Genomic DNA, 22,464 nt, shown 5'->3' with positions numbered 1-22,464 from the left:
CTTGGAGAGTTCGCTGAGTTCCTGCTCAAGGTTGGACAGGGTCTGCGCGATCGCCTTGGTCTGCATCACCATGTCGTCGGCGGGGCAGCTGCCCCCGGGCCCCCGCACTGTCGGCCTCCGGACCTCGTCCCCCATCGCCGGGCGTGCTGGTTTCCTAGCATGGGCCCCGTGGACAAGTTGCGGCAGCTGCGCCTCGCCAAGGACGCCATGGACCGGGACTGGGCCGACCCGGCCCTGGACCTCGACGCGGTCGCCGCGCACGCCGGGTACTCGCGCTACCACTTCCTGCGCGCCTTCAAGGCGGCCTACGGAGAGACCCCCGGCCAGTACCTGACGCACCGCAGGATCGAGCGGGCGGAGGAGATGCTGCGCGGCGCGGACCTCACCGTCACCGAGATCTGCCACCTGGTCGGCTTCAGCAGCCTCGGTACCTTCTCGGCGAGGTTCAAGGCCCGCACCGGGCTCAGCCCCACCGAGTACCGGACCGAGCACGTCGGCCGCGGCGCCTCCCTCATCCCCGGCTGCTACGCCATGCTCTGGGCCGGCGGGTTCCCGGGCAGAAGCGCAACTTCCGAGAAGCGCGGCCCGGACCCGGCTGCCTACGGTGACGGTCAGGAACAGCGACCGTCCGGCGGCTGATGCCGGGCAGGCAGGAGAGCGGACCCATGATCCAGGGCCTGGCCATCACCACCGTGTGGACCTTCGACCAGCAGCGCACCAAGGCCTTCTTCACCGAGAAGCTCGGCTTCGAGGTGCGCGACGACATCGCGATGGGCGACATGCACTGGGTCACCGTCGGCGCCAAGGACCAGCCCGGTGTCGAACTCGCCCTGATGCGCCTGGACGGACCGGGCCTCGACCCCGAGTCCGCCGAGGCGCTGCGCAAGCTGGTCGCCAAGGGGGTCATGGGAGCCGGCGCGTTCCGCACGGACGACTGCCGCGGCGACTACGAGACCTTCAGCGCGCGGGGCGTCGAGTTCGTCCAGGAGCCCAAGGAACGCCCGTACGGCATCGAGGCGATCTTCCGCGACGACAACGGCAACTGGTACTCGCTGACCGAGCGCAGCGAAGAGCTGGACTTCTCCAAGGAGTTCTGAGCATGCCGACGGAGACCGGGCCCGACCACACCGCCGTCCGCACCGCCCTGTGGCGGGCGCTGCACCTGCGCGCCGACGCGCCGCCCCACGTCATCGAGGACGAGGTCGGGCTGCGGCTCGCCGAACCGGACGCGGACGGCGCTGACACCGCGGACGGCTGGCGGGCCCGGCCGGACATGGACGTCGAGGCCACCCGGCGGACCCGGGCGTCCATCGTGGCCCGGGCCCGGTTCGTCGAGGACCTGGTGCTGGCGGCGGCCGGGCGCGGGGTGGACCAGTACCTCGTGCTCGGCGCCGGGCTCGACACCTTCGCGCAGCGCCGGGCCGCCGACGCGGTGGCCGCCGGGCTGCGGGTGTTCGAGGCCGACCGGCCCGGGGCCGTGGCCTGGAAGCGGCGGCGGCTGACCGAGCTGGGGTACGGCGTGCCCGGCTGGCTGACGCTGGTGCCGGTGGACTTCGAGGGCGACTGGTGGGGACAGCTGGTGGCCGCCGGGTTCGATCCGTCCCGGCCGGCCGTGGTCGCCTCCGCCGGGGTCACGATGTACCTCACGGAGGACGCCGTCGCCGCCACCTTCCGGCGCATCGCGCGGCTGGCGCCCGGGTCGACGCTGGTCACGACGTTTCTGCGGCCGATCGAGGACGTCGAGCCCGACCAGCGGGAGCAGCTGCGGGTGGCCCAGCGGGGCGCGCGGGCCGCGGGCACGCCCTTCCTGAGCTTCTACGCACCCGAACGGATGGCGGCCCTGGCCCGCGAGGCCGGCTTCCGGGACACCCGGCACGTCCCGGCGGAGGAACTCGCCGACCGCTACTTCGCCGACCGCACCGACGGACTCCGCCCGTCCCGCGGCGAGGAGATCCTCGTGGCCCGCACCTGAAAGCCGACAGCGCCCCGGCAGTGCCCCGTCAGGGGCGCTGGGGGTACCCCCGGCCGAAGGCTGGGGGAGGAACTGCGCGACCAGCCCCCACCGGCCCGCAGCTCACCACTCACGGTTCATTCCTTCTCGCCTGGGTCGGCCCCGGCAGCATCGGGTAGCTGCCGGTGGCCGTCGGGGCGTGTTCCGGGAGCCAGAGGACGGCCACCGCGCCCTCCGCCGGGATGTGCTCGGGTGCGCCGGCCGGCCGGATGTTGCGGAAGGTGAGGCGGGCGCCCAGGACGCGGGCCTGGCCCGCCGCGATGGTCAGGCCCAGCCCGTGGCCCTGGCCCGCCCGGTCCTCGCTGCCGGTGCGGAAGCGGCTCGGCCCCTCCGCGAGGAGCTTCTCGGGGAAACCGGGGCCGTGGTCGCGGACCCGGATGACCCGGCCCTCGACGGTCACCTCGATGGGCGGCTTGCCGTGCCGGGCCGCGTTGGCGAGCAGGTTGAACAGCACCCGCTCCAGCCGGCGCGGATCCGTGGTCACCTCCGACTCGTGCACCACCCGCACCTCGATCTCCGGGTCCTTCGCGGCCACCCGCCGGGCGACGAACTCGCCCAGCATGATGTCCTGCAACTCGGCCCGTTCGGAGGCGCTGTCGAGACGGGCCACCTCCAGCACGTCCTCGACCAGGGTGCGCATCGCCTTCGCCCGGTCCAGGACGAGTTCGGTGGGGCGGCCGGGGGGCAGGAGCTCGGCCGCCGTGAGCAGGCCCGTCACCGGCGTCCGCAGCTCGTGCGCGATGTCCGCGGTCACCCGCCGCTCGGCCTCCAGGCGCTGCTGCAACGCGTCCGCCATGGCGTCCACCGCCCGCGCCAGGTCGTCGGTCTCGTCCCGTACGACCCCGCCGATCGCCTCCCGCACCCGCACGTCCGGCTCGCCCTGGGCGACCTGGTTGGCCGCAGCCGCCGCCTTGCGCAGCCGGACCGAGAGCTGCCCGCCGATCAGCACGCCGAGCGCGCTGCCGCCGAGGACGACCGCGATGGACCCGATGACCAGGGCCTGGTCGAGGTCCTTCAGCACGTTGCTGCTGCGGTTCGCGAAGGTGCTGTGCAGGGACAGCACCCGCCCGTCCTTGGCCTGCACCGCGGCCCAGATGTCCGGCGCGCCGCTGCCGTGGTCGATGACGTCGGTCGCCCGGCGGCCCGCGTCGACCCGCTCGCGCAGGGCCGGCGGCAGCCGGGGGTCGTTGACCTTCACGTCGGGGAAGTTCGCCCTCCCGTACAGCTCGTAGTTGCGCTGGCCGATCTGGAGCCGCTCGTTGGCCAGCTCGCGCGCGTTGTCCAGCATCGAGACCCGGGCGGCGTTGTGCACCACCAGGCTCAGCGCGATCGCGACCAGCGCGCCGACCAGGGCGATCGCCGCGCTCAGCTTCCATCTGAGTCCGGTGCGCAACCCCGGACCCCGGTACCGGTGGGAGAACCCCCGCATGACCGCCTCGCTCAGGCCTTCAACTTGTAGCCGAAACCGCGGACCGTCTCGATCCGGTCCTGGCCGATCTTGGTGCGCAGCCGCTGCACATGGACGTCGACGACGCGGGTGTCCCCGCCCCAGCCGTAGTCCCAGACGCGTTCGAGCAGCTTGTCGCGGGAGAGTACGGTCCCCGGTGCCGAGGAGAACTCCAGGAGCAGTCGCATCTCGGTGGGCGTCAGCGCGACCGGCTGCCCGGCCCGGCGCACCTCCATGCCCTCGGTGTCGATCTCCAGATCGCCGAAGGTGAGCATGCCGCCCGTCACCTCCGCCGCGTCCACGTGCGGTTTCTCGCCGCCGCTCGCGTGCCCGAAGCGGCGCAGCACCGCCCGGATCCGGGCGACCAGGACGGCCCCGTCGAACGGCTTGGTGACGTAGTCGTCGGCGCCCGCCTCAAGACCGAGCACCACGTCGATGGAGTCGGCCCGCGCCGAGAGCATGATCACCGGGACGGTCGACTCGTCACGGATGCGGCGGCACAGGCTCACCCCGTCCAGGCCCGGGACCATCACGTCCAGCAGGGCGATGTCGGGCCGGTCGGCGCGGAAGGCCTCCAGGCCCGACAGGCCGTCGGGCATGGCGGTGACCGCGAAGCCGTCCCGCTCCAGGGCGAGCTGGGTGGCCTCGCGGATGACGTCGTCGTCCTCGACGAAGAGGACGTGGGTCTGGTCTGCCATCCCGGCTCTCTCGGTAGTCGGTGGGGGTCGATCGGGTGTCGATCAGGTGGGTACGGCGGGCGCGGCCGGTGCGGCCGGTGCGGTGGGCTCAGTTGGCCGGGGAGGGCACCGGCGTGGCGTCGTCGTCGCCGCTGCCCGCCGCGTTGCCGTAGTCGGTGTGGTGGAAGTCCTCCTGGACGAAGCGCCCCCCGGACCAGCTGTAGGTGATCACGTTCTCGCCGGACGGGCTGGAGACCGGGTCACCCTTCTCGTACACCTGTTTGGTGACGCTCAGGTCGCCGCGGTCTATCTCCGCGTAGACGGGGGACTCCTCGGCCTTGAAGACGTTCTTGTACGCGCCGCTCTCCCTGCGGTACACGTATGCCCCGACCCCGACCGCGTCCCCGCAGGTCAGCACGTTGACGACAATGTCCTCGACCGGGCCGCCGGTCAGATCGCCGTACGTCACGTCGACGGGGTACTCGTCGCCTGAGCACGGCTTCAGGTCCCGCTTCACCGTGCCCGAGACCGCCGGGTCGGCCTTCACCAGGGCGACCGCGTCGACCTTCTCGTACGTCTGCGACGGGTTGGGCGAGGGAGCCTTGGCGGCCGGGGCGGGCGCGACCGAGCCGGCGTGCGCCGGTCCCTCGTCACGGGCTCCGGTGCCGCCGGTGCCGCAGGCCGCGGCGAAAAGGGCGAGGGCGGCGAGCACGGCCGTCGCCGTGATCACCGCCTGTGCACTCGCCGGGCCCCTGCTGGGCCCTGTGCCGGTCAGGCCGCGCAACGCTCCCGCTCCTCACGCTCCAGCGCGCGTGCGTCGAGGTCGCGTGACTCCAGCTCCTCGCGGAGCCGGGCGAGCGCCCGGTGCAGCGTGCTCTTGACCGTTCCGGCCGACATGCCGAGGGCGGCGGCCGTCTCCTCCGTGGACATCTGCTCCCAGTGTCGCAGCACCACGACACTGCGCTGCTTCGGAGCCAGCACCTTCATGATGTCCATGAGGAGAGCGCGGTCCGCGTGCTGCTCGGTGGAGTCCTCCACGCTGGCGTCGGGCAGCTGCTCGGTCGGGACCTCCTCCAGCTTCCGCGCCCGCCACCACTCGGTCCGCGTGTTGATCATGACCCGGCGCAGGTAGGCGTCGGCGAGCTTCTTGTCCTCGATGGTCTCCCAGCGGCCGTACGTCCGGACCAGCGCGGTCTGGAGCAGGTCCTGGGCGTCCGTCGGGTCCGGGACCAGCCGGCGGGCGCTGCGCAGCAGCGCGTCCTGCCGAGTGCGGACGTACTCCTCGAATTCGAGCACCTCGCCCTGCGCCATGATCAACCGCCTCCCGATCCCCGTTGTCCCCGGCCCTGTGCCTGAGTTCCTGCCGTCCCGCGGTCCTGGCGGGCACAGAAACGAAGCTACGGACCTGTTGTCACGGGGCTGTGCGGAGCAGCCTGCGGGTAGCAATCGGCTGTCCGTCGGTTGTGTAACGGAAGTAGGTGCGGGGTAAGCGGGTACGGGTTTATGCCCGACTGTGCATGGATTTGTAGTGGGGGTGAGGTGGCGGTCGGGCCGTAACAGAGCCCGGTCCGCTGTGATGTGCCTGTACGTCAGCTCAGCGGAAGCCGGTAGAGGCCGCCCGCGAGCGGCTCCACCAGGCCGTCCGAGACCAGCCCGTCCAGCGCGCGTGCCCGCTGCACCGGCTCGTGCCACACCCGGTCGAGCGCCGTCTGCGGCACCGGGGTGTGCGCCTCCCGCAGAACGGCCAGCAGCTTGCCGCGCACCTGCCGGTCGGTACCGGCGTACGTCTGCCCGCGCCGCGGCGGCCCCTCGTGCTCCGGCTTGCCGGCCAGCCGCCAGGCGCACTCCCCGGCGATCGGACACCGCTGGCACGTCTCGTTCTTCGCCGTGCACACCAGCGCGCCCAGCTCCATCGAGGCGGCGGCCCAGCGGGCGGCGGTCTTCTCGTCCGGCGGCAGGAGCTCGCGGGCGAGCTTGCGCTCGGCGGCGGTGGTGGCGTTCGGCGGGTACTGCACACCGGTCACCGCCCGCGCGAACACCCGCCGCACGTTCGTGTCGAGCACGGCGTGCCGCTGCCCGTACGCGAACGAGGCCACGGCCGCGGCGGTGTACTCGCCGATGCCCGGCAGCGCGAGCAGCTGCGCGTGATCCGTCGGTACGTCCCCGCCGTGCCGTTCCGTTATGGCGACGGCGGCGCCGTGCAGCCGCAGGGCGCGGCGCGGGTAGCCGAGCCGGCCCCAGGCGCGGACCGCCTCGCCGGGCGCCTCCGCGGCGAGGTCGGCGGGGCGCGGCCAGCGGGCCAGCCACTGCTCGTACACGGGCAGCACCCGGCTCACCGGCGTCTGCTGCAGCATGAACTCGCTGACCATCACACCCCACGGGCCCGCCTCCGGGCGGCGCCAGGGGAGGTCACGGGCGTGGGTGTCGAACCAGGCGATCACGGGGGTGTGAAGCTTCTCAGTCATGGCCCTTCCGATCCTGCCACGTCCGGCGGCGGGTGGCGTGGACGTGGTCCGCGGCGGGGGCGGGGCGTGGTCGGGGTTGACGCCGCTCGCGGTGAAGAGTGGCCGCGCTGACGGGAGTTGCCGGAATGATGATCCGGAAAAGTTGAGGTTTGGGCGGCGGGTGGGGCGAGGAACTGCACGGATCTCTCGTACAGTTTGCGCCGTGGGATCTCTGCGCAATCCGGTCGGGCCGCTTCCCTCCTCCATCTACTGGCGACGGAGGGTCTTCATGCTGTCGGCGTGCGTCGTCCTGGCGCTGTTGATCGCGTGGATCGTCACGTCGAACGGCGGGGGCGGCAAGAAGAACGCCGGCGGGTCGGACGGCAAGAATCCCGTGTCCACGATCACGCCGGGGCCGTCCGGCAGCGGGCCGGCGATCAGCCAGGCACCGGGCGGACGGGACGAGTCGAGCGGGGGCGGTTCGGGCGGCGGATCCGGTGCGAGTTCCGGGTCGAGCTCCGGTTCAGGTTCCGACGGCGGGAGTTCGGCCGGCTCGGGCGGTTCCTCGGGTTCCGCCGGCTCCTCGGGTTCCTCGTCCGGCTCCGGGGACGACGTGACGTCGGGCTCCGGCGGTACGGTCGCCTCGCTGCCGGGGACCTCCACGCTGCCCAACTGCACCGCCGGGTCGGTGACGTTGGCGCTGCGGAGCCTGCACAACTCGTACTCGCCCGAGCAGACGCCGACCTTCGAGCTCACCGCGAAGAACACGTCGTCCAGCGACTGCAAGATCGACCTCGGGCCGAAGAACGCGGTGCTCACCATCACGCAGGCCAGCGCGGACGACACCTACTGGTCGTCGGCGGACTGCCCGAAGGCCCCGGCCGCCCGGTGGTACCGGGTGCCGTCCGGCAGCAGCATCACCTACACCCTGAAGTGGGACCGCAAGCCGAGCGCCGCCCAGTGCGCAACGCCTGCGGCGGGCTCGGCCGGCACGGGCACGTATCTCCTGGAAGCGGCGGCCCCGGGATTCACCAAGGCCCAGGCGTCCTTCGTACTGGCGGCGGACTAGGCCGACCCGCGGGCGGGATACCCTCACCGGCGCTTGCCGGGTGCCGCCGCGCCCACCCGTGCCGCCCCAGCGGCACGATTGCCCGCAGCTAGGAAGCCCCGTAAGGGGCGCGGGGAACTGCGCGACCAGCCCCCACCGGGCCGCGGCCGAACTAAGCGGCGAGATCAGACATACCGCTCAAGGATCGACGACTCCGCCAGTCGTGACAGTCCCTCGCGTACGCTGCGGGCGCGCGCCTCGCCGACTCCGTCGACGGTTTGGAGGTCGTCGACGCTCGCGGCGAGCAGCTTCTGCAGGCCGCCGAAGTGCTCCACCAGCCGGTCGATGATCGCCCCCGGCAGCCGCGGCACCTTGGCCAGCAGCCGGAAGCCGCGCGGCGACACCGCCGAGTCCAGCGCCTCGGGCGAGCCGGTGTACCCCAACGCCCGCGCCACCGTCGGCAGTTCCAGCAGCTCCGCGTGGCTCAGAGCGTCCAGCTCGGACAGCGCCTCGTCGACCGTGCGGGAGCGTTTTGCCGTCGGCTCGGGCACGTAGTCCCGGACCACCAGCTCGCGCTCGGGCTCGACCCCGGCGATCAGCTCGTCGAGCTGGAGGGCGAGCAGCCGCCCGTCGGTGCCCAGTTCGACCACGTACTCGGCGATCTCCGTGGCGATCCGGCGGACCATCTCAAGCCGCTGGGCGACCGCGGACACGTCCCGGACCGTCACCAGGTCCTCGATCTCCAGCGCCGACAACGTTCCCGCGACCTCGTCCAGGCGGAGCTTGTACCGCTCCAGGGTCGCCAGCGCCTGGTTCGCGCGGGAGAGGATCGCCGCCGAGTCCTCCAGGACGCGGCGCTGCCCCTCGACGTACAGCGCGATCAGCCGCATCGACTGGGAGACCGAGACCACCGGGAACCCGACCTGCTTGGAGACGCGGTCCGCCGTGCGGTGCCGGGTGCCCGTCTCCTCCGTGGGGATCGTCGCGTCCGGCACGAACTGCACGCCTGCCCGGAGGATCTTCGACAGGTCGGAGGAGATCACGATGCCGCCGTCGAGCTTGCACAGCTCGCGCAGCCGGGTCGCCGTGAACTCGACATCCAGGACGAAACCGCCCGTGCACATCGACTCGACCGTCTTGTCGAAGCCGAGGACGATGAGTCCGCCCGTGTTGCCGCGAAGGACCCGCTCCAGGCCGTCCCGCATGGACGTGCCCGGAGCCACGGCGCTCAGCGAGGCGCGCATCAGGCCATCGGTACCGGCACTCCCACCGGACTTTCCGGGAGCTCCTGCCCGGTCGTTGGCTGCCACTGCACTCCTCCGGTCGCAGGTTCTGAGGCGCTGCCGTCCCCGCACTCGGTTCGTACGGACGGGCGAGACCAGGGCAAAGTCTACCGGCGCTCCTCCGCCTCCCGCGGGGCCTCTCGGCGACGGGAGCGCGGCAGCACCCGCAGGGCGTCCCCCATGTCGGCGACTTCCAGGACCTTCATGCCCGTCGGGATCTTGCCGGGATCGCCCGGCACGAGCGCGTGCGTGAAGCCGAGCCGGTGCGCCTCCGTGAGCCTGCGCTGGACCCCGGTGACCCGTCTGACCTCGCCCGCGAGGCCGACCTCGCCGATGGCGACCAGGTTCTTCGGGAGCGGGGTGTCGCTGGCGGCGGAGGCCAGGGCGAGGGCGATGGCCAGGTCGGCGGCCGGCTCGGAGAGCTTCACCCCGCCGACGGTCGCGGAGTAGATGTCCCGCTTGCCGAGCGCGCTGATCCGGCCGCGCTGCTCCAGGACGGCCAGCATCATCGAGACGCGGGAGGTCTCCAGGCCGGAGGTGGTGCGGCGGGGGGAGGGGATCTGGGAGTCCACGGTCAGCGCCTGGACCTCGGCGACCAGCGGGCGGCGGCCCTCCAGGGTGACGGTCAGACAGGTGCCGGGGACCGGTTCGGCACGTCGTGTCAGGAAGAGCCCGCTGGGGTCGGCGAGACCCGTGATGCCCTCGTCGTGCAGCTCGAAACAGCCGACCTCGTCGGTGGCGCCGTAGCGGTTCTTGACGCCCCGGACCAGGCGGAGGCGGGCGTGCCGGTCGCCCTCGAAGTGCAGGACGACGTCCACGAGGTGTTCGAGGAGCCGCGGTCCCGCGATCGCGCCGTCCTTGGTGACATGGCCCACCAGGAGGGTCGACATGCCCCGGTCCTTCGAGGCGCGGATGAGCGCCCCGGCCACCTCGCGGACCTGGGCCATGCCGCCGGGCGCGCCGTCGATCTCGGGGGAGGCGACGGTCTGCACCGAGTCCAGGATCAGCAGGGACGGCTTCACCGCGTCCAAGTGGCCGAGGACGGCGGCCAGATCGGTCTCGGCGGCCAGGTAGAGGTGGTCGTCGATGGCGCCGATGCGGTCGGCGCGCAGCCGGACCTGGCTCGCCGACTCCTCGCCGGTGACGTAGAGCGTGCGGTGCTCGTCGCTGGCCGACTTGGCGGCGACGTCGAGCAGGAGGGTGGACTTGCCGACGCCGGGTTCGCCGGCCAGCAGCACCACCGCGCCCGGGACCAGCCCGCCGCCGAGGACCCGGTCCAGCTCGGGGACGCCGGTGGTGCGGGCGGTGGCCTGACGGCCGTCGACCTGGCCGATGGGCACCGCGGAGGTGGTGACCCGGCCGGGTGCCGTCGTACGGACCGCGGGCGCGCCGTACTCCTCGATCGTGCCCCACGCCTGGCACTCGGCGCACCGGCCGAGCCACTTGGCCGTCTGCCAGCCGCACTCGGTGCAGCGGTAGGACGGACGGTCCTTCGAGGTCTTGGTACGGGCAGCCATGCGGAAACCGTAGCCCCCGCCACTGACAGTGGGGCCACGGTGGCCCGCGTGACAGGTGCGGGCGGACCGGTCCCGGCCACTCCGAGGGGGGTACGAGTCTCGGTGGAACAGGTTCCTGTCCCCGATTGAGGGATCGTTTCACCCGTACGGATTAAAAGAGCTCAAGCCGCCGGAAGGGGCCATACGGCGCCGCCTACGGTCGCACGGGTGATGAGCAGCATTCCGGAGACCTCGGCCCGAACGACCGGCGCACACCGGGCGCACCGGGAGGCGCGCGCGGCGCGTGACCGTGCGGCGGCGCGTGCGCTGGCGCAGCGACCGCCGGCCCGTTACGAGCCCTACCTGGACGGGCTGTTCACCTACTGCCTCTCGGTGCTGTGCGACCACGACGCGGCCACCGCCGCCCTCGGGGACGTGCTCGCCCTCGCCGAGCGGCGCGGCCAGCGCGTCCCGGAGGCCGCCGGGGACCGCAGGGCCTGGCTGTACGCGCTGGCCCGCTGGGCCTGTCTGCGCGGGCTGGCCCAGGCCAAGCAGAAACGTCAGGCCACCCACGCGGCGGGCCGGCACCCCGCCCCCGACCCCGCGGTCCCCGCCGACCCCGCCGACATCCAGGAGCAGCGGCGCCGCGAACTCGCCCTGCTCGCCTGGCCGGAGGCCGCCGGGACCACCCCCGAGCAGCGCGAGGCGCTCGAACTCGCCGTACGCCACCACCTCGCCGCCCACGAGGTCGCCGCCGTCCTCGGCATGGACCTGGCCGGCGCCCGGGAGCTGCTCGCCTCCGCCGCCTGCGAAGTCGAACGCACCCGCGCGGCCCTCGCCGTCGTCGAGACCGGCGGCTGCCCGAGCGTGTCCCACCTCACCGGCGACAGCCAGCTGGTCCTCAGCAGCGCCCTGCGCCGCGAACTGGTCCGGCACGTCGACGACTGCCCGCGCTGCCGCCGCACCGCCGAACGCGCGGCCCCCGGCCGGTGGCCCGGCGCGATGACCACGCCCGCCGAGCTGCCCGTCCTGGAGGCGCCCCGCGCGGCCCTGCACGTGGCCATGGCGCACCAGCCACGCGCGCGTGGCGCCGCCGCCCCGCGCTTCGACCGGCGGGGCTTCCCGATGGACCCCAAGGACCGCGCGGCCCGCCGCGACCGGCTACGCGCGCGTGCCGTCACGACGACCGTCGTCGCCACGGTGGTGGCCGCGCCGGTGCTCGCCCTGTGGGCCGCGTACCGGGGCTCGCCGGCGGGGGACGCCCACGGGGGGCCGTCCGCGACCGCGCGCGAGGCCGCGGGACCCGACGCGCTCGACGGCGACGGGTCCGGGGGCTACCGGAACGCCGGCAACGCCGGCGCCAGACCCGGGCCGCGGATCGGCAAGGACGGCAAGGCCGACGTGTCGGTGGAGGTGGTCAGCGTCGCGGGAGCCGGGCGGAGGCCGGCCGGTACGGGGCACCTCGCGGTGACGGCCGCGAACGACGGCGACACGACCCTGATCACGCTCGTGGCGTCCGGGGACGCGGCGGTGCGGTGGTCGGTGTCCACGCCGGCGGCCTGGCTGTACTTCTCCCGGCCGTCGGGAACGCTCCGGCCGGGCGAGTCGTTCACGATCAAGGTGTACGTCGACCATCTGCGGGAGCCGGCCGGGCACTGGAGCGCGCGGGTGGCGGTGGCGCCGGTGGGGGCGGTGGTGTCGATCGACGGGTACGGGATGGCTCCGCCGGTGCGCAGGGGACCGAAACCGCCCCCTGCGGCGACGCCGACCCCGACCCCGTCCGACCCGACCCAGCCGTCACCCCCGGCCGGCGATCCACCGACGTCGGGCGACCCGACACCGACCCCCACCGAATCGACCCCCACCGACCCGACGGGCTCCCCTTCCCCGACGGCACCCGCCGGCGAGACCCCCACACCGACCCCATGACCCACCCGACCTCCGCCTGACCCCCGGCCCGGCCGGGCGCGTGCGGGCGCCCCGGTCGGGCCGCGGGTACCCCCAGCGCCCCTGAAGGGGCGCTGGGGTGAGCGTCAGTCGGTCGGATCCGCCGGGTGGGGCGCCAGCAGGGGGAGCTGGGAGGCGAGGCGTTGCTCGCAGAGTTCTGTCAGGCGGTCGTAGCCGGCCTTGCCCATCAGTTCGGTCAGTTCGGCGCGGTAGGAGACGTACACCGGGTCGCCCGCGCCGTGTGCGGAGGTCGCCGAGGTGCACCACCAGTGGAGGTCGTGGCCGCCCGGGCCCCAGCCCCTGCGGTCGTACTCGCCGATCGAGACCTGGAGGACCCGCGTGTCGTCGGGGCGGTCGATCCAGTCGTACGTCCGGCGGATCGGCAGCTGCCAGCAGACGTCCGGCTTGGTCTCCAGCGGCTCGCGGCCCTCCCGCAGCGCGAGGATGTGCAGCGAGCAGCCCGCGCCGGCGGCGAAGCCGGGGCGGTTCTGGAAGATGCAGGAGCCCTGGTACGGGCGGGTCTGACGGGAACCCTCGTCGTCCTCCGAGACCCAGCCGTGCGCGGTGCCCTCGGCGTGGTTCTGCCAGATCTCCGGCGTGAGCCTCGCCACATGGTCGGCGACCCGCTTCTCGTCGTCCTCGTCGGAGAAGTGCGCGCCCAGCGTGCAGCAGCCGTCGTCCGCGCGGCCCGCCTGGATGCCCTGGCAGCCGCTGCCGAAGATGCAGGTCCAGCGGGAGGTCAGCCAGGTCAGATCACAGCGGAAGACCTGCTCGTCGTCGGCCGGATCCGGGAACTCCACCCATGCTCGCGCGAAGTCGAGACCCTTCTCGTCCGCCGCGAGGGTCTTCTTCGGCTGCTTCGCCCGCGAAGAACCGTCGGCTGATTTGGCGGCCTTGTGGTCCTTCGTCTTTTTCGTCTTTGGCACCCGTCCAGGGTAAGTCGCCGAAGGGCACTCCGGGGACTGCTCAGGGACCCCTGTCAGCAGTGTTCCGTACAGTTCCGTACATGAGACTCGGTGTCCTCGACGTGGGATCTAACACGGTGCATCTGCTGGTGGTGGATGCACACCCCGGCGCGCGCCCGCTGCCGGCGCACTCGCACAAGGCGGAGTTGCGCCTGGCCCAACTCCTCGACGGCAACGGGGCGATCGGCCCCGACGGGGTCGAGAAACTGGTCGGTGTCGTCAAGGACGCCCTGCAGGCCGCGGAGGACAAGGGCGTCGAGGACCTGCTGCCGTTCGCCACCTCCGCCGTGCGCGAGGCCACCAACGCCGACGACGTCCTCGCGCGCGTGAAGGCCGAGACCGGTGTCGAGCTCCAGGTGCTCACCGGTGCCGAGGAGGCCCGGCTGACCTTCCTCGCGGTCCGCCGCTGGTTCGGCTGGTCCGCCGGAAAGCTGCTGGTCCTGGACATCGGCGGCGGCTCCCTGGAGATTGCCTACGGCATCGACGAGGAGCCCGACACGGCCGTCTCGCTGCCGCTCGGCGCCGGCCGGCTCACCGCGGGCTGGATCCCCGGCGACCCGCCGTCCTCCGACGACATACGGGCGCTGCGTCGCCATGTACGCGCCGAGATCGCCCGTACGGTCGGCGAGTTCAGCCGCTTCGGCGCCCCCGACCACGTGGTCGCCACCTCCAAGACCTTCAAGCAGCTGGCCCGCATCGCCGGCGCGGCCCGCTCCGCCGACGGCCTCTACGTCCAGCGCGAACTCAAGCGCGGCTCGCTGCAGACCTGGGTCCCGAGACTGGCGGCGATGACCACGGCCCAGCGCTCCGCGCTCCCGGGTGTCTCGGAGGGCCGGTCGGGCCAGCTGGTCGCGGGCGCGCTGGTGGCGGAGGCCGCGATGGACCTCCTGGAGGTGGAGAGCGTGGAGGTCTGCCCGTGGGCGTTGCGGGAGGGCGTGATCCTGCGGCGCCTCGATCACATGGGTTCGGCGTAGCGCCTCTCTAAGAGCGCGTCTAGGGGCGCGGGGTTGTATCCGGTGTGCGGGGCCGGCGCCGCGTGGGCACGAGAAGCCGTGCCGGCGCCGCACCCGCCGACGCACCGCGACGCGCAACGGGGACGGGGGCGCCCGTCCCCGTCCGCCCCGTACTCGCCGGCGCGACCCCCGTCACACCGGCGACCCGGCGCCCGCTGTCCACCCACCCCCACCCCGTAACCTGTCCCTCGTGGCAAACCCAAGGGACGTCGTCCGCATCCCGGATGCGAAGGTCGCGCTCTCCACGGCCTCCGTCTACCCGGAGTCGACGGCGACGGCCTTCGAGATCGCCGCACGCCTCGGCTACGACGGCGTCGAGGTCATGGTGTGGACCGACCCGGTCAGCCAGGACATCGAGGCCCTGCGCCGGCTGAGCGACTACCACCGCATCCCGATCCTCGCCGTCCACGCGCCCTGTCTGCTGATCACCCAGCGGGTCTGGTCCACCGACCCCTGGGTGAAGCTCCAGCGGGCCCGCGCCGCCGCCGAGAAGCTGGGCGCGAGCGCGGTCGTCGTCCACCCCCCGTTCCGCTGGCAGCGCCAGTACGCCCGCGACTTCGTCGAGGGGATCTGGCGCATGGCGAACGAGACGGACGTGCGGTTCGCGGTGGAGAACATGTACCCGTGGCGCTACCGCGACCGCGAGATGCTCGCGTACGCCCCGGACTGGGACGTCACCAAGGACGACTACCGGCACTTCACGATCGACCTCAGCCACGCCGCGACGTCCCGCACCGACGCGCTCGCCATGCTCGACCGGATGGGCGGCCGGCTCGGCCACGTCCACCTCGCCGACGGCCGCGGCTCCGCCAAGGACGAGCACCTGGTGCCGGGGCGCGGCACCCAGCCCTGCGCCGAGCTGCTGGAGCGGCTCGCGGTCACCGGCTTCGACGGGCATGTCGTCATCGAGGTCAACACCCGGCGCGCGATGTCCGGCGCGGAGCGCGAGGCCGATCTCGCGGAGGCGCTGGCCTTCACCCGGCTGCACCTCGCCTCGGCGGTGAAGGTGCCCCGCCGATGACCGACGCCCCCGCCGGAAAGGGCACCGGCGTCCGCCGCCGCGGCCGTCCGCCGCGCACCGAGTCGGCCGACACCCGGGACCGTATCCTCGTCACCGCCCGCGAGGAGTTCTCCGAACACGGCTTCGAGAAGACGTCCGTACGTGCCATCGCCAAGGCCGCCGGTGTCGACTCCGCCCTGGTCCACCACTACTTCGGCACCAAGGAACAGATCTTCGAGGCCGCCATCGCGGTCGCCTTCGCCCCCGCCCTCGATGCGCCCGTCACCATCGCCGACGGCCCGCTGGACGGCGTCGGCGAGCGGCTGACCCGGTTCATCTTCGGAATCTGGGAGAACCCCACCACCCGTACACCCCTCCTCGCGATCGTCCGCTCCGCCGTCAACAACGAGACGGCCGCCGCCGTCTTCCGCCGCCTGATCGCCGCCCAGCTGCTGCGCCGGCTCGCGGAGCAGCTGGACCACCCCGATGCGGAGCTGCGCGCCGAGCTGGCCGCGGCGCAGCTGGTGGGGTGTGCGTTGCTGCGCTACGTGATCAGGCTGGAGCCGCTGGCGTCCGCCGACCTGGAGCAGATCGTGGCCAGGATCGCCCCGGTGGTGCAGGGGCATCTGACCGGGCCGTGAGCCCGGCCGTGCGAGACGCGCGTCCCGCATTCCGGACACCTCGTCCCGAGGCCTGAACAACGGGCGTACGCTCGATAGCAGCCCTACCTGTCTGAAGGAGCGAGCGACGATGCCCGAGCTGAGGTCCCGCACAGTCACCCACGGCCGCAACATGGCGGGCGCCCGCGCCCTTATGCGCGCCTCCGGTGTACCCGGCGCGGACATCGGCCGCAAGCCGATCATCGCGGTCGCCAACTCCTTCACGGAGTTCGTGCCGGGCCACACCCACCTCCAGCCGGTCGGCCGGATCGTCTCCGAGGCGATCAAGGAGGCGGGCGGCATCCCCCGCGAGTTCAACACCATCGCCGTGGACGACGGCATCGCGATGGGCCACGGCGGCATGCTGTACTCCCTGCCCTCCCGCGACCTCATCGCGGACTCGGTCGAGTACATGGTCGAGGCGCACTGCGCCGACGCCCTGGTCTGCATCTCCAACTGCGACAAGATCACCCCGGGCATGCTCATGGCCGCCCTGCGCCTGAACATCCCGACGGTCTTCGTCTCCGGCGGCCCCATGGAGGCCGGCCGCGCCACCCTCGTGGACGGCACGGTCCGCACCCTCGACCTGATCGACGCGATGGTCGACGCGGCGAACGAGAACGTCTCCGACGAGGACGTCCTCAAGATCGAGGAGAACGCCTGTCCGACCTGCGGCTCCTGCTCCGGCATGTTCACCGCCAACTCGATGAACTGCCTGACGGAGGCGATCGGCCTCTCCCTCCCCGGCAACGGCTCGGTCCTGGCCACCCACACCGCGCGCAAGCAGCTGTACGTCGACGCGGCCACCACGGTCATGGACCTCACCCGCCGCTACTACGAGCAGGACGACGACACGGTCCTCCCGCTCAACATCGCGACCTTCGCCGCGTTCGAGAACGCCATGGCCCTGGACATCGCGATGGGCGGCTCCACCAACACGATCCTCCACCTGCTGGCCGCCGCCCAGGAGGCGGGCGTCCCCTTCGGCCTGGAGGAGATCAACGAGGTCTCCCGCCGGGTGCCCTGCCTCGCCAAGGTCGCCCCGAACGTCGCGAAGACCCGCACCTACTACATGGAGGACGTGCACCGCGCCGGCGGCATCCCCGCCCTCCTCGGCGAACTGCACCGCGGCGGCCTCCTCAACGAGGACGTCCACTCCGTCCACAGCCCGTCCCTCGCGGACTGGCTGAAGACCTGGGACGTCCGCGCCGGCTCCCCGTCCCCCGAGGCGATCGAGCTGTGGCACGCGGCCCCCGGCTGCGTCCGCTCCGCCGAGGCCTTCTCCCAGTCCGAGCGCTGGGAGGCCCTCGACGAGGACGCGGCGGAAGGCTGCATCCGCAGCGTCGAGCACGCCTACTCCAAGGACGGCGGCCTCGCGGTCCTCAAGGGCAACCTCGCGGTCGACGGCTGCGTGGTGAAGACGGCGGGCGTCGACGAGTCGATCTGGACCTTCGAGGGCCCCGCGGTCGTCTGCGAGTCCCAGGAGGAAGCCGTCGAGAAGATCCTCAACAAGCAGGTCACGCACGGCGACGTCGTCGTGATCCGCTACGAGGGTCCCAAGGGCGGCCCCGGCATGCAGGAGATGCTCTACCCGACGTCCTTCCTCAAGGGCCGCGGCCTCGGCAAATCCTGCGCCCTGATCACCGACGGCCGCTTCTCCGGCGGCACCTCCGGCCTGTCCATCGGCCACGCCTCCCCGGAGGCGGCCTCCGGCGGCACCATCGCCCTCGTCGAGGACGGCGACCGCATCCGCATCGACATCCCGAACCGCACGATCGAACTCCTCGTCGACGAGGCCGAGCTGTCCCGCCGCGAGCAGGCCCTGAACGGCGTCTTCGCCCCGAAGAACCGCGTCCGCAAGGTCTCCGCGGCCCTGCGCGCCTACGCCGCGATGGCCACCAGTGCCGACAAGGGCGCGGTCCGCGACGTGACGAAGCTGGGCTGACCCGCACGACAAGCCCGGAAGGGGCCGCCTCCGCACGGGGGCGGCCCCTTCCTTGCGCTACCAGGCGCCGGGATCCGCCGCGTCCACGGCGAAGACGGTGCCGTCCGGGGCGGCGGCGTAGACGTGGGTGCCGACGACCAGCGGAGCCGACAGCGTGGCGACGACCTGGTCGGTGTTGCCGGCCAGACGCGCCGGGGTCTGGCCGACGAGGGTTCCCTTGCGGGCGTCGACGGCGAGCAGACGTCCGTCGGCCGCCGTGAAGTAGACGTTCCGGTCGTCGGCCGTCGGCGACGAGCCCCGGCTCACCGACGTCTGGAGTCCCCAGAGCCGTCTGCCGCTCTCCATGTCGACGGCCTCCAGCGAACCGCCTGCGGCCAGCACATAGACGATGCCGCCGTGCACCGAGGCGCCCGGCGCGTCCCGGCGGACGGGCAGCGCCACCCGGCGGGTGGCGCCGGTGGCCGGTGTGTAGCGCACCACCGCGTCCGTCTGCCCGGAGGCGAGGTCCGTGGACAGCAGGACCAGCGAGCCGCCCGCGCTGCCGACCGGTTCGAGGTCACCCGCGAGCCGCGCCTCCCAGCGCCGTTCCCCGGCCTCCGGGTCCAGCGCGGTGACCAGGGTGTGCGTGCCGTCGTCGGAGGTACTGGTCGCGTAGGCCAGCCGGTCTCCGGCGAACGAGCTCAGGGACGGGGTGACGGTGCCCGACACCGGCAGGCTCCACCGGGTCCGGCCGGTCCCGCTGTCGATGCCGGTGATCACGCGGTCGGATCCGACGGTCAGCAGCATGTTCCGGGTGATCGCCATCGCCTGGTGCGCGGGCAGGTCCCGCTGCCAGCGCGGCGAGCCGGTCGCCGGATCCAGGGCCGTCACCCGCCGTCCGCCGTCCGCCGGCAGCAGCAGGAGCCCGCCCGACAGCGACGGCGCGCCGCTCGTCCGCTCGTCCGCGACCCGGTGCCGCCACAGCACCCGGCCGCCCGTCGGATCGAGGGCGTAGGCGAGCCCCGACCGGAGGCACAGCAGCTTTCCCGCACCGGCGACGCACTGCGGCATCCCCGAACCGCCCTTGGCCACCGGCTCCGCCTGCCACGCCTCGAACGCCGCCGCGGAGCCGTGCACCGTGCTCCCCACCGGCGTCGGATCGCCGCCCCCGAACCACAGCGTCGAGGCGACCACACCCCCCAGGACCACGACACCGGCCCCGACGGCCACGGCCATCCGCCGCCGCGCCGTCTTCCGCGCCTTCCCCGCCTTCTGCCCGGGTACGGCGGCAGGCGACTCCTCCTCCGGTGAGCCGTCCTTCGACGAGTCGTCGTCTTCGCCGCCGCCGTTGCCGTCGTCGTCGACCCAGACCCGCTGCGCCGGTATGAACGCCTGCGTGTCGTACGACGCCGACAACGACCGCATCTCCCGCATCAGTTCGTCGGGCGTCGGCCGGTCCTCGGGCTCCTTGGCGAGGCAGCGCAGCACCACCGGAGCCAGCTCCTCCGGTACGTCGGCGAGGTCGGGCTCGTCGTGCACGACCTGGTAGGCGACGACGTACGGACTGTCCGAGTCGAACGGCCCCCGCCCCGTCGCGGCATGCACCAGCACCGACCCGAGCGCGAAGATGTCGGCGGCGGGCCCGACCTCACGAGGCCGCCGGAACTGCTCCGGCGCCATGAACGGCGGCGTACCGATCAACTTCCCGGTCTCGGTCCGCAGTTCGCTGTCTTTCGGTCGGGAGATACCGAAGTCGATGACCTTGGGGCCGTCCTCGGCGAGCAGGACGTTGCTCGGCTTGAGATCCCGGTGCACCACGCCGACCCGGTGAATGTCGCGCAACGCCTCCGCCAGTCCGGCCATCAGCCGACGCAACTGGGCAGGGGGCATCGGCCCGTTCCGCTTCACATGCTCGGCAAGGGTCGGGCCCGGAATGAAGAGGGTGGCCATCCAGGGCCGTTCGGCCTCGGGATCGGCATCCACGACCGGGGCGGTGAAGGCGCCGCTGACCTTGCGCGCGGCGGCCACCTCCTGCCGGAAACGACCCCTGAACTCACGGTCCTTGGCGTACTGGGCATGCACGACCTTCACCGCGAGCTTCAGCCCCGAGGTGCTGCGGGCCAGGTGCACCACGCCCATGCCACCGGAGCCCAGGCAGGACTCCAGGCGGTAGTGCCCGGCGTACTCGGGAAGTTCCGCTTCCGCGCCCGCTCCGGTGTTGCGCTGTGGCGTCAAGGGACCACCCCCGTGCTGTTTCCGCGGAGCGCGACTCACGGAGCCTAGTCGATGACCCGTACGAGACAGAGGCGGCTTGCTAGCCTCCGCGTGCGAGTTACGTACATGTGTTTCGTGGCTCGAATGAGGGGAATCAACGGGACTCCATGGCACTCATGGGTCCAATGGGGGGGAGCACAGACATGTCTGTCGATCACACGCAGGAAGCCGACAGCAGCGCCGAGGGGGAGGCCGTCTCGACGCTGGCGGCATCCGTGAAGACGTACGCGGTCGCCCCGGGCGTCCGCCTCAACGTCCGCAGCGGCCCCGGTACCGGCTACGACATCACGCGGACCCTCCCCGAGGGCACCCGCGTCCCGATCTTCTGCCAGACACCCGGCACGACGGTGTCCGGCTACTACGGCACGTCCAAGATCTGGGACAACATCGACAACGGTGAATACGTCTCGGACGCCTACGTCAACACGGGCAGCGACGGCTACGTGACCGACCGCTGCGCCTGACCTGACCTGATCCGACCGGTCGGTCGGGCGGGTCGGACCGGTCGGACCCGACCCGGAGCCCGCGGCCACCCGGCGCCATAATCGTCCCGTGAGCGACGAACCAGGCACCCCGGACACCCCCGCGGGCTCCACCGGCGGACCCCGCCCCGAGCCCCTCCGTTTCTTCGGCACGTCCTGGGTGAACCACGACGACGGCTACACCGCCCGCCGGATCGGCGTGGCCGTGGGCTCGCTCGCCGCGGCCGTCGCCTCCTGCCTGGTCCTGCGCCTCGCCTACGAGGGCGTCCAGCTCGCCGACACCGGCGCCTTCGTGACCGTCCTCGTCGTCGCGATGTTCGCCGTCTGCAGCGCCCTGGCCTTCCGCAACACCTGGGAGTCCTTCGGCAAGCGCCCCGACCCCGAACGCCAGGCCTCCCTGCGCGGCCTCCTCGCCATCGGCTTCGTCGGCTCGCTCCTCGCCTACTTCTGCCGCTCCCTCGTCGAGGCCCCCGGCGAGAAACTCCACCGCGCCGAGTACGACACCGCCGTCCAGGAACACGAACACCGCACCACCCGCCGCTCGGGCAACCCGTCGAAGAAGAAGCGGAAGCGCTGACCCCGACCCGGCTCCGAGGCCGCCGCGCCGGATCCGACCCGCCCCCGGGAAATCCCCTGTCGCCCCCGTCCCACCTCCCGGGACCATGGCCACATGACCACAGGCCAGTCGCAGTCGCACCCCCGGAACCCGAGCCCGAACCCGACCCCCGCCCCCTCCTACGCCGCACGCGCGCGCTCCTTCAACGCCGCCGCGGCCCAGTACGCGGCAAACCGCCCCTCCTACCCGCCCGCTCTCCTCGACGCCGTGGAGGAGGAAGCCGGCCGCTCCCTCGCGGGCGCCCGGGTGGTCGACGTCGGCGCGGGCACCGGCATCGCGACCGCCCTCCTGCACGCGCGCGGCGCCGACGTGGTCGCGGTGGAGCCGGGGGAGGGCATGGCGGCCCAGTTCCACGCCACCCGCCCCGGCATCCCGATCGTCCGCGGCAACGGCAACGCCCTTCCGCTCGGCGACGACACCGCCGACTTCCTCACCTACGCCCAGGCCTGGCACTGGACCGACCCGGCCCGTTCCGTGCCGGAGGCACTCCGCGTGCTGCGTCCCGGCGGGGCGCTGGCGCTGTGGTGGAACACCAGCGCACTCGACGTCGACTGGATCGCCGACGCCTCCGACCGGATCAGCCGGTTCTTCGACATCGACAACACGGCCGAGCAGAGCAAGGGGGCCCACCGCACCGACCGCACCGACCTCGCCGACCCCAGCGGCCGGCTTCGCTTCGCCCGCCGCGAGGTCCGCTGGAGCCGCAGCGTCCCGGTCGACACCCACCTCGCCAACATCGGCAGCCACTCGGCGTTCCTCGTCACCTCCGAGCCCCGCCGCACCGACTTCCTCGCCGAGGAACGCGCCCACCTCCTGAAGATCTTCCCCGACGGCGTGGTCGAGGAGACGTACGACGTCCTCCTCCTCGTCGCCCTCAACTCCTGACCGGATACCGGCCGACACCGGCCCGCGGCACCAATCCGCCCGCGGGCCGGCGGGGGTTCCCCGCGCAGTTCCCCGCGCCCCTTGCGGGGCACGCCCGAGCCGCGGGCAGTCGTGCCGCCGCGGGCCGGTGGGGGTTGCTTGCGCAGTTCCCCGCGCCCCTGAAAGACAAAGACCCAGCCGCGGGCAGTCGCACCACTGCGGGCCGGTGGGGGTTGCTTGCGCAGTTCCCCGCGCCCCTGAAAGACAAAGACCCAGCCGCGGGCAGTCGCACCACTGCGGGCCGGTGGGGGTTG

The 22,464-nt window shown here is 72.8% G+C and carries 21 protein-coding genes; 12 read left to right on the top strand and 9 right to left on the bottom strand.

Features of this window, described 5'->3' with window-relative positions; genetic code table 11:
- The first annotated feature begins 159 nt into the window (after positions 1 to 159).
- The 3 genes from AB0D74_RS49860 to AB0D74_RS49850 are packed head-to-tail and all read left to right on the top strand — an operon-like array spanning position 160 to position 1,972.
- On the top strand, positions 160 to 639 hold the full coding sequence (locus AB0D74_RS49860) for a helix-turn-helix transcriptional regulator (protein ID WP_362603168.1): 480 nt from the start codon (positions 160 to 162) through the stop codon (positions 637 to 639).
- A 26-nt stretch (positions 640 to 665) separates the two neighbouring features.
- Positions 666 to 1,097, top strand: a complete 432-nt coding sequence (locus AB0D74_RS49855) for a VOC family protein (RefSeq protein WP_362603165.1) — start codon at positions 666 to 668, stop codon at positions 1,095 to 1,097.
- Positions 1,098 to 1,099: 2 nt separating this feature from the next.
- Positions 1,100 to 1,972 (top strand): class I SAM-dependent methyltransferase, encoded by an 873-nt coding sequence (locus AB0D74_RS49850; protein ID WP_362603162.1) that lies wholly within the window; start codon positions 1,100 to 1,102, stop codon positions 1,970 to 1,972.
- Positions 1,973 to 2,081: 109 nt separating this feature from the next.
- On the opposite strand, the gene cseC is transcribed toward AB0D74_RS49850, so the two are convergent.
- The 5 genes from cseC to AB0D74_RS49825 form a co-directional block, all read right to left on the bottom strand.
- Entirely contained in the window at positions 2,082 to 3,440 is a 1,359-nt protein-coding gene (cseC, locus tag AB0D74_RS49845) for a two-component system sensor histidine kinase CseC (RefSeq protein WP_362603159.1), read from the bottom strand.
- 11 nt (positions 3,441 to 3,451) lie between these two features.
- A complete protein-coding gene (cseB, locus tag AB0D74_RS49840) occupies positions 3,452 to 4,156 on the bottom strand; it encodes a two-component system response regulator CseB (protein WP_362603156.1) in 705 nt (234 codons plus the stop codon).
- 88 nt (positions 4,157 to 4,244) lie between these two features.
- Positions 4,245 to 4,919, bottom strand: a complete 675-nt coding sequence (locus tag AB0D74_RS49835) for a hypothetical protein (protein ID WP_362603153.1) — start codon at positions 4,917 to 4,919, stop codon at positions 4,245 to 4,247.
- Complete coding sequence (locus AB0D74_RS49830; protein WP_362603150.1) at positions 4,907 to 5,446, bottom strand: SigE family RNA polymerase sigma factor; 540 nt, start codon at positions 5,444 to 5,446, stop codon at positions 4,907 to 4,909. The genes AB0D74_RS49835 and AB0D74_RS49830 overlap by 13 nt, the downstream gene beginning before the upstream one ends.
- A 278-nt stretch (positions 5,447 to 5,724) precedes the next feature.
- Positions 5,725 to 6,600, bottom strand: a complete 876-nt coding sequence (locus AB0D74_RS49825) for an A/G-specific adenine glycosylase (RefSeq protein ID WP_362603147.1) — start codon at positions 6,598 to 6,600, stop codon at positions 5,725 to 5,727.
- Positions 6,601 to 6,802: 202 nt separating this feature from the next.
- Here AB0D74_RS49825 and AB0D74_RS49820 point away from each other — a divergent pair, with 202 nt between their 5' ends.
- Positions 6,803 to 7,648, top strand: a complete 846-nt coding sequence (locus tag AB0D74_RS49820) for a hypothetical protein (protein ID WP_362603144.1) — start codon at positions 6,803 to 6,805, stop codon at positions 7,646 to 7,648.
- Between the two features lie 164 nt (positions 7,649 to 7,812).
- Here the strand turns inward: AB0D74_RS49820 and disA are convergent, their stop codons facing one another.
- Together disA and radA are read right to left on the bottom strand one after the other, a co-directional pair.
- Positions 7,813 to 8,937: a DNA integrity scanning diadenylate cyclase DisA gene (gene disA, locus AB0D74_RS49815; protein ID WP_093499984.1), complete on the bottom strand. Its 1,125-nt coding sequence runs from the start codon at positions 8,935 to 8,937 to the stop codon at positions 7,813 to 7,815.
- A gap of 80 nt (positions 8,938 to 9,017) precedes the next feature.
- A complete protein-coding gene (gene radA / locus AB0D74_RS49810) occupies positions 9,018 to 10,427 on the bottom strand; it encodes a DNA repair protein RadA (RefSeq protein ID WP_362603141.1) in 1,410 nt (469 codons plus the stop codon).
- Positions 10,428 to 10,634: 207 nt separating this feature from the next.
- Here radA and AB0D74_RS49805 point away from each other — a divergent pair, with 207 nt between their 5' ends.
- Positions 10,635 to 12,335 carry a hypothetical protein gene (locus tag AB0D74_RS49805; RefSeq protein ID WP_362603139.1) on the top strand — a complete coding sequence of 567 codons (1,701 nt, stop codon included), beginning with the start codon at positions 10,635 to 10,637 and terminating at the stop codon, positions 12,333 to 12,335.
- 104 nt (positions 12,336 to 12,439) lie between these two features.
- Here the strand turns inward: AB0D74_RS49805 and AB0D74_RS49800 are convergent, their stop codons facing one another.
- On the bottom strand, positions 12,440 to 13,279 hold the full coding sequence (locus tag AB0D74_RS49800) for a hypothetical protein (protein ID WP_362603136.1): 840 nt from the start codon (positions 13,277 to 13,279) through the stop codon (positions 12,440 to 12,442).
- An 80-nt stretch (positions 13,280 to 13,359) separates the two neighbouring features.
- Between AB0D74_RS49800 and AB0D74_RS49795 the strand changes: the two genes are divergently transcribed.
- From AB0D74_RS49795 to ilvD, 4 genes are all read left to right on the top strand, one after another.
- Positions 13,360 to 14,292 carry a Ppx/GppA phosphatase family protein gene (locus tag AB0D74_RS49795; protein WP_362603133.1) on the top strand — a complete coding sequence of 311 codons (933 nt, stop codon included), beginning with the start codon at positions 13,360 to 13,362 and terminating at the stop codon, positions 14,290 to 14,292.
- Between the two features lie 229 nt (positions 14,293 to 14,521).
- Positions 14,522 to 15,352, top strand: coding sequence for a sugar phosphate isomerase/epimerase (locus AB0D74_RS49790; RefSeq protein WP_362603130.1), 831 nt, complete (start codon positions 14,522 to 14,524; stop codon positions 15,350 to 15,352).
- Complete coding sequence (locus tag AB0D74_RS49785) at positions 15,349 to 15,972, top strand: TetR family transcriptional regulator (RefSeq protein WP_362603127.1); 624 nt, start codon at positions 15,349 to 15,351, stop codon at positions 15,970 to 15,972. The genes AB0D74_RS49790 and AB0D74_RS49785 overlap by 4 nt, the downstream gene beginning before the upstream one ends.
- A 109-nt stretch (positions 15,973 to 16,081) precedes the next feature.
- The gene (gene ilvD / locus AB0D74_RS49780; protein ID WP_362603124.1) at positions 16,082 to 17,935 is read left to right on the top strand and encodes a dihydroxy-acid dehydratase; all 1,854 of its coding nucleotides are present in this window, start codon (positions 16,082 to 16,084) and stop codon (positions 17,933 to 17,935) included.
- Positions 17,936 to 17,992: 57 nt separating this feature from the next.
- Here ilvD and AB0D74_RS49775 read toward each other — a convergent pair whose 3' ends face one another.
- Positions 17,993 to 20,149 carry a serine/threonine-protein kinase gene (locus AB0D74_RS49775; protein ID WP_362603121.1) on the bottom strand — a complete coding sequence of 719 codons (2,157 nt, stop codon included), beginning with the start codon at positions 20,147 to 20,149 and terminating at the stop codon, positions 17,993 to 17,995.
- Positions 20,150 to 20,331: 182 nt separating this feature from the next.
- On the opposite strand from AB0D74_RS49775, the gene AB0D74_RS49770 reads away from it, so the two are divergent.
- The 3 genes from AB0D74_RS49770 to AB0D74_RS49760 all read left to right on the top strand — a co-directional run bounded on the left by AB0D74_RS49770 (position 20,332) and on the right by AB0D74_RS49760 (position 22,171).
- Positions 20,332 to 20,652 (top strand): SH3 domain-containing protein, encoded by a 321-nt coding sequence (locus tag AB0D74_RS49770; RefSeq protein ID WP_362603118.1) that lies wholly within the window; start codon positions 20,332 to 20,334, stop codon positions 20,650 to 20,652.
- 88 nt (positions 20,653 to 20,740) lie between these two features.
- Positions 20,741 to 21,247, top strand: a complete 507-nt coding sequence (locus AB0D74_RS49765; RefSeq protein WP_362603115.1) for an EamA/RhaT family transporter — start codon at positions 20,741 to 20,743, stop codon at positions 21,245 to 21,247.
- Positions 21,248 to 21,340: 93 nt separating this feature from the next.
- Complete coding sequence (locus AB0D74_RS49760) at positions 21,341 to 22,171, top strand: class I SAM-dependent methyltransferase (protein ID WP_362603112.1); 831 nt, start codon at positions 21,341 to 21,343, stop codon at positions 22,169 to 22,171.
- Positions 22,172 to 22,464 lie beyond the last annotated feature (293 nt).

Source organism: Streptomyces sp. NPDC048278, from assembly GCF_040652195.1.
In the GTDB taxonomy this organism is placed as follows: Bacteria; Actinomycetota; Actinomycetes; order Streptomycetales; family Streptomycetaceae; genus Streptomyces.
Note: the sequence above shows the minus strand (reverse complement) of the source record. Positions and strands in the feature narration are given on the sequence as shown.

What these genes read in the sequence shown, in the direction of transcription:
- ilvD (WP_362603124.1), top strand. Translation starts at nt 16,082, where the DNA reads ATGCCCGAGCTGAGGTCCCGCACAGTCACCCACGGCCGCAACATGGCG.
- radA (WP_362603141.1), bottom strand. Translation starts at nt 10,427, where the DNA reads ATGGCTGCCCGTACCAAGACCTCGAAGGACCGTCCGTCCTACCGCTGC.
- cseC (WP_362603159.1), bottom strand. Translation starts at nt 3,440, where the DNA reads ATGCGGGGGTTCTCCCACCGGTACCGGGGTCCGGGGTTGCGCACCGGA.
- AB0D74_RS49860 (WP_362603168.1), top strand. Translation starts at nt 160, where the DNA reads ATGGGCCCCGTGGACAAGTTGCGGCAGCTGCGCCTCGCCAAGGACGCC.
- AB0D74_RS49850 (WP_362603162.1), top strand. Translation starts at nt 1,100, where the DNA reads ATGCCGACGGAGACCGGGCCCGACCACACCGCCGTCCGCACCGCCCTG.
- AB0D74_RS49770 (WP_362603118.1), top strand. Translation starts at nt 20,332, where the DNA reads ATGTCTGTCGATCACACGCAGGAAGCCGACAGCAGCGCCGAGGGGGAG.
- AB0D74_RS49825 (WP_362603147.1), bottom strand. Translation starts at nt 6,600, where the DNA reads ATGACTGAGAAGCTTCACACCCCCGTGATCGCCTGGTTCGACACCCAC.
- AB0D74_RS49760 (WP_362603112.1), top strand. Translation starts at nt 21,341, where the DNA reads ATGACCACAGGCCAGTCGCAGTCGCACCCCCGGAACCCGAGCCCGAAC.
- cseB (WP_362603156.1), bottom strand. Translation starts at nt 4,156, where the DNA reads ATGGCAGACCAGACCCACGTCCTCTTCGTCGAGGACGACGACGTCATC.
- AB0D74_RS49830 (WP_362603150.1), bottom strand. Translation starts at nt 5,446, where the DNA reads ATGGCGCAGGGCGAGGTGCTCGAATTCGAGGAGTACGTCCGCACTCGG.
- AB0D74_RS49785 (WP_362603127.1), top strand. Translation starts at nt 15,349, where the DNA reads ATGACCGACGCCCCCGCCGGAAAGGGCACCGGCGTCCGCCGCCGCGGC.
- AB0D74_RS49795 (WP_362603133.1), top strand. Translation starts at nt 13,360, where the DNA reads ATGAGACTCGGTGTCCTCGACGTGGGATCTAACACGGTGCATCTGCTG.
- AB0D74_RS49855 (WP_362603165.1), top strand. Translation starts at nt 666, where the DNA reads ATGATCCAGGGCCTGGCCATCACCACCGTGTGGACCTTCGACCAGCAG.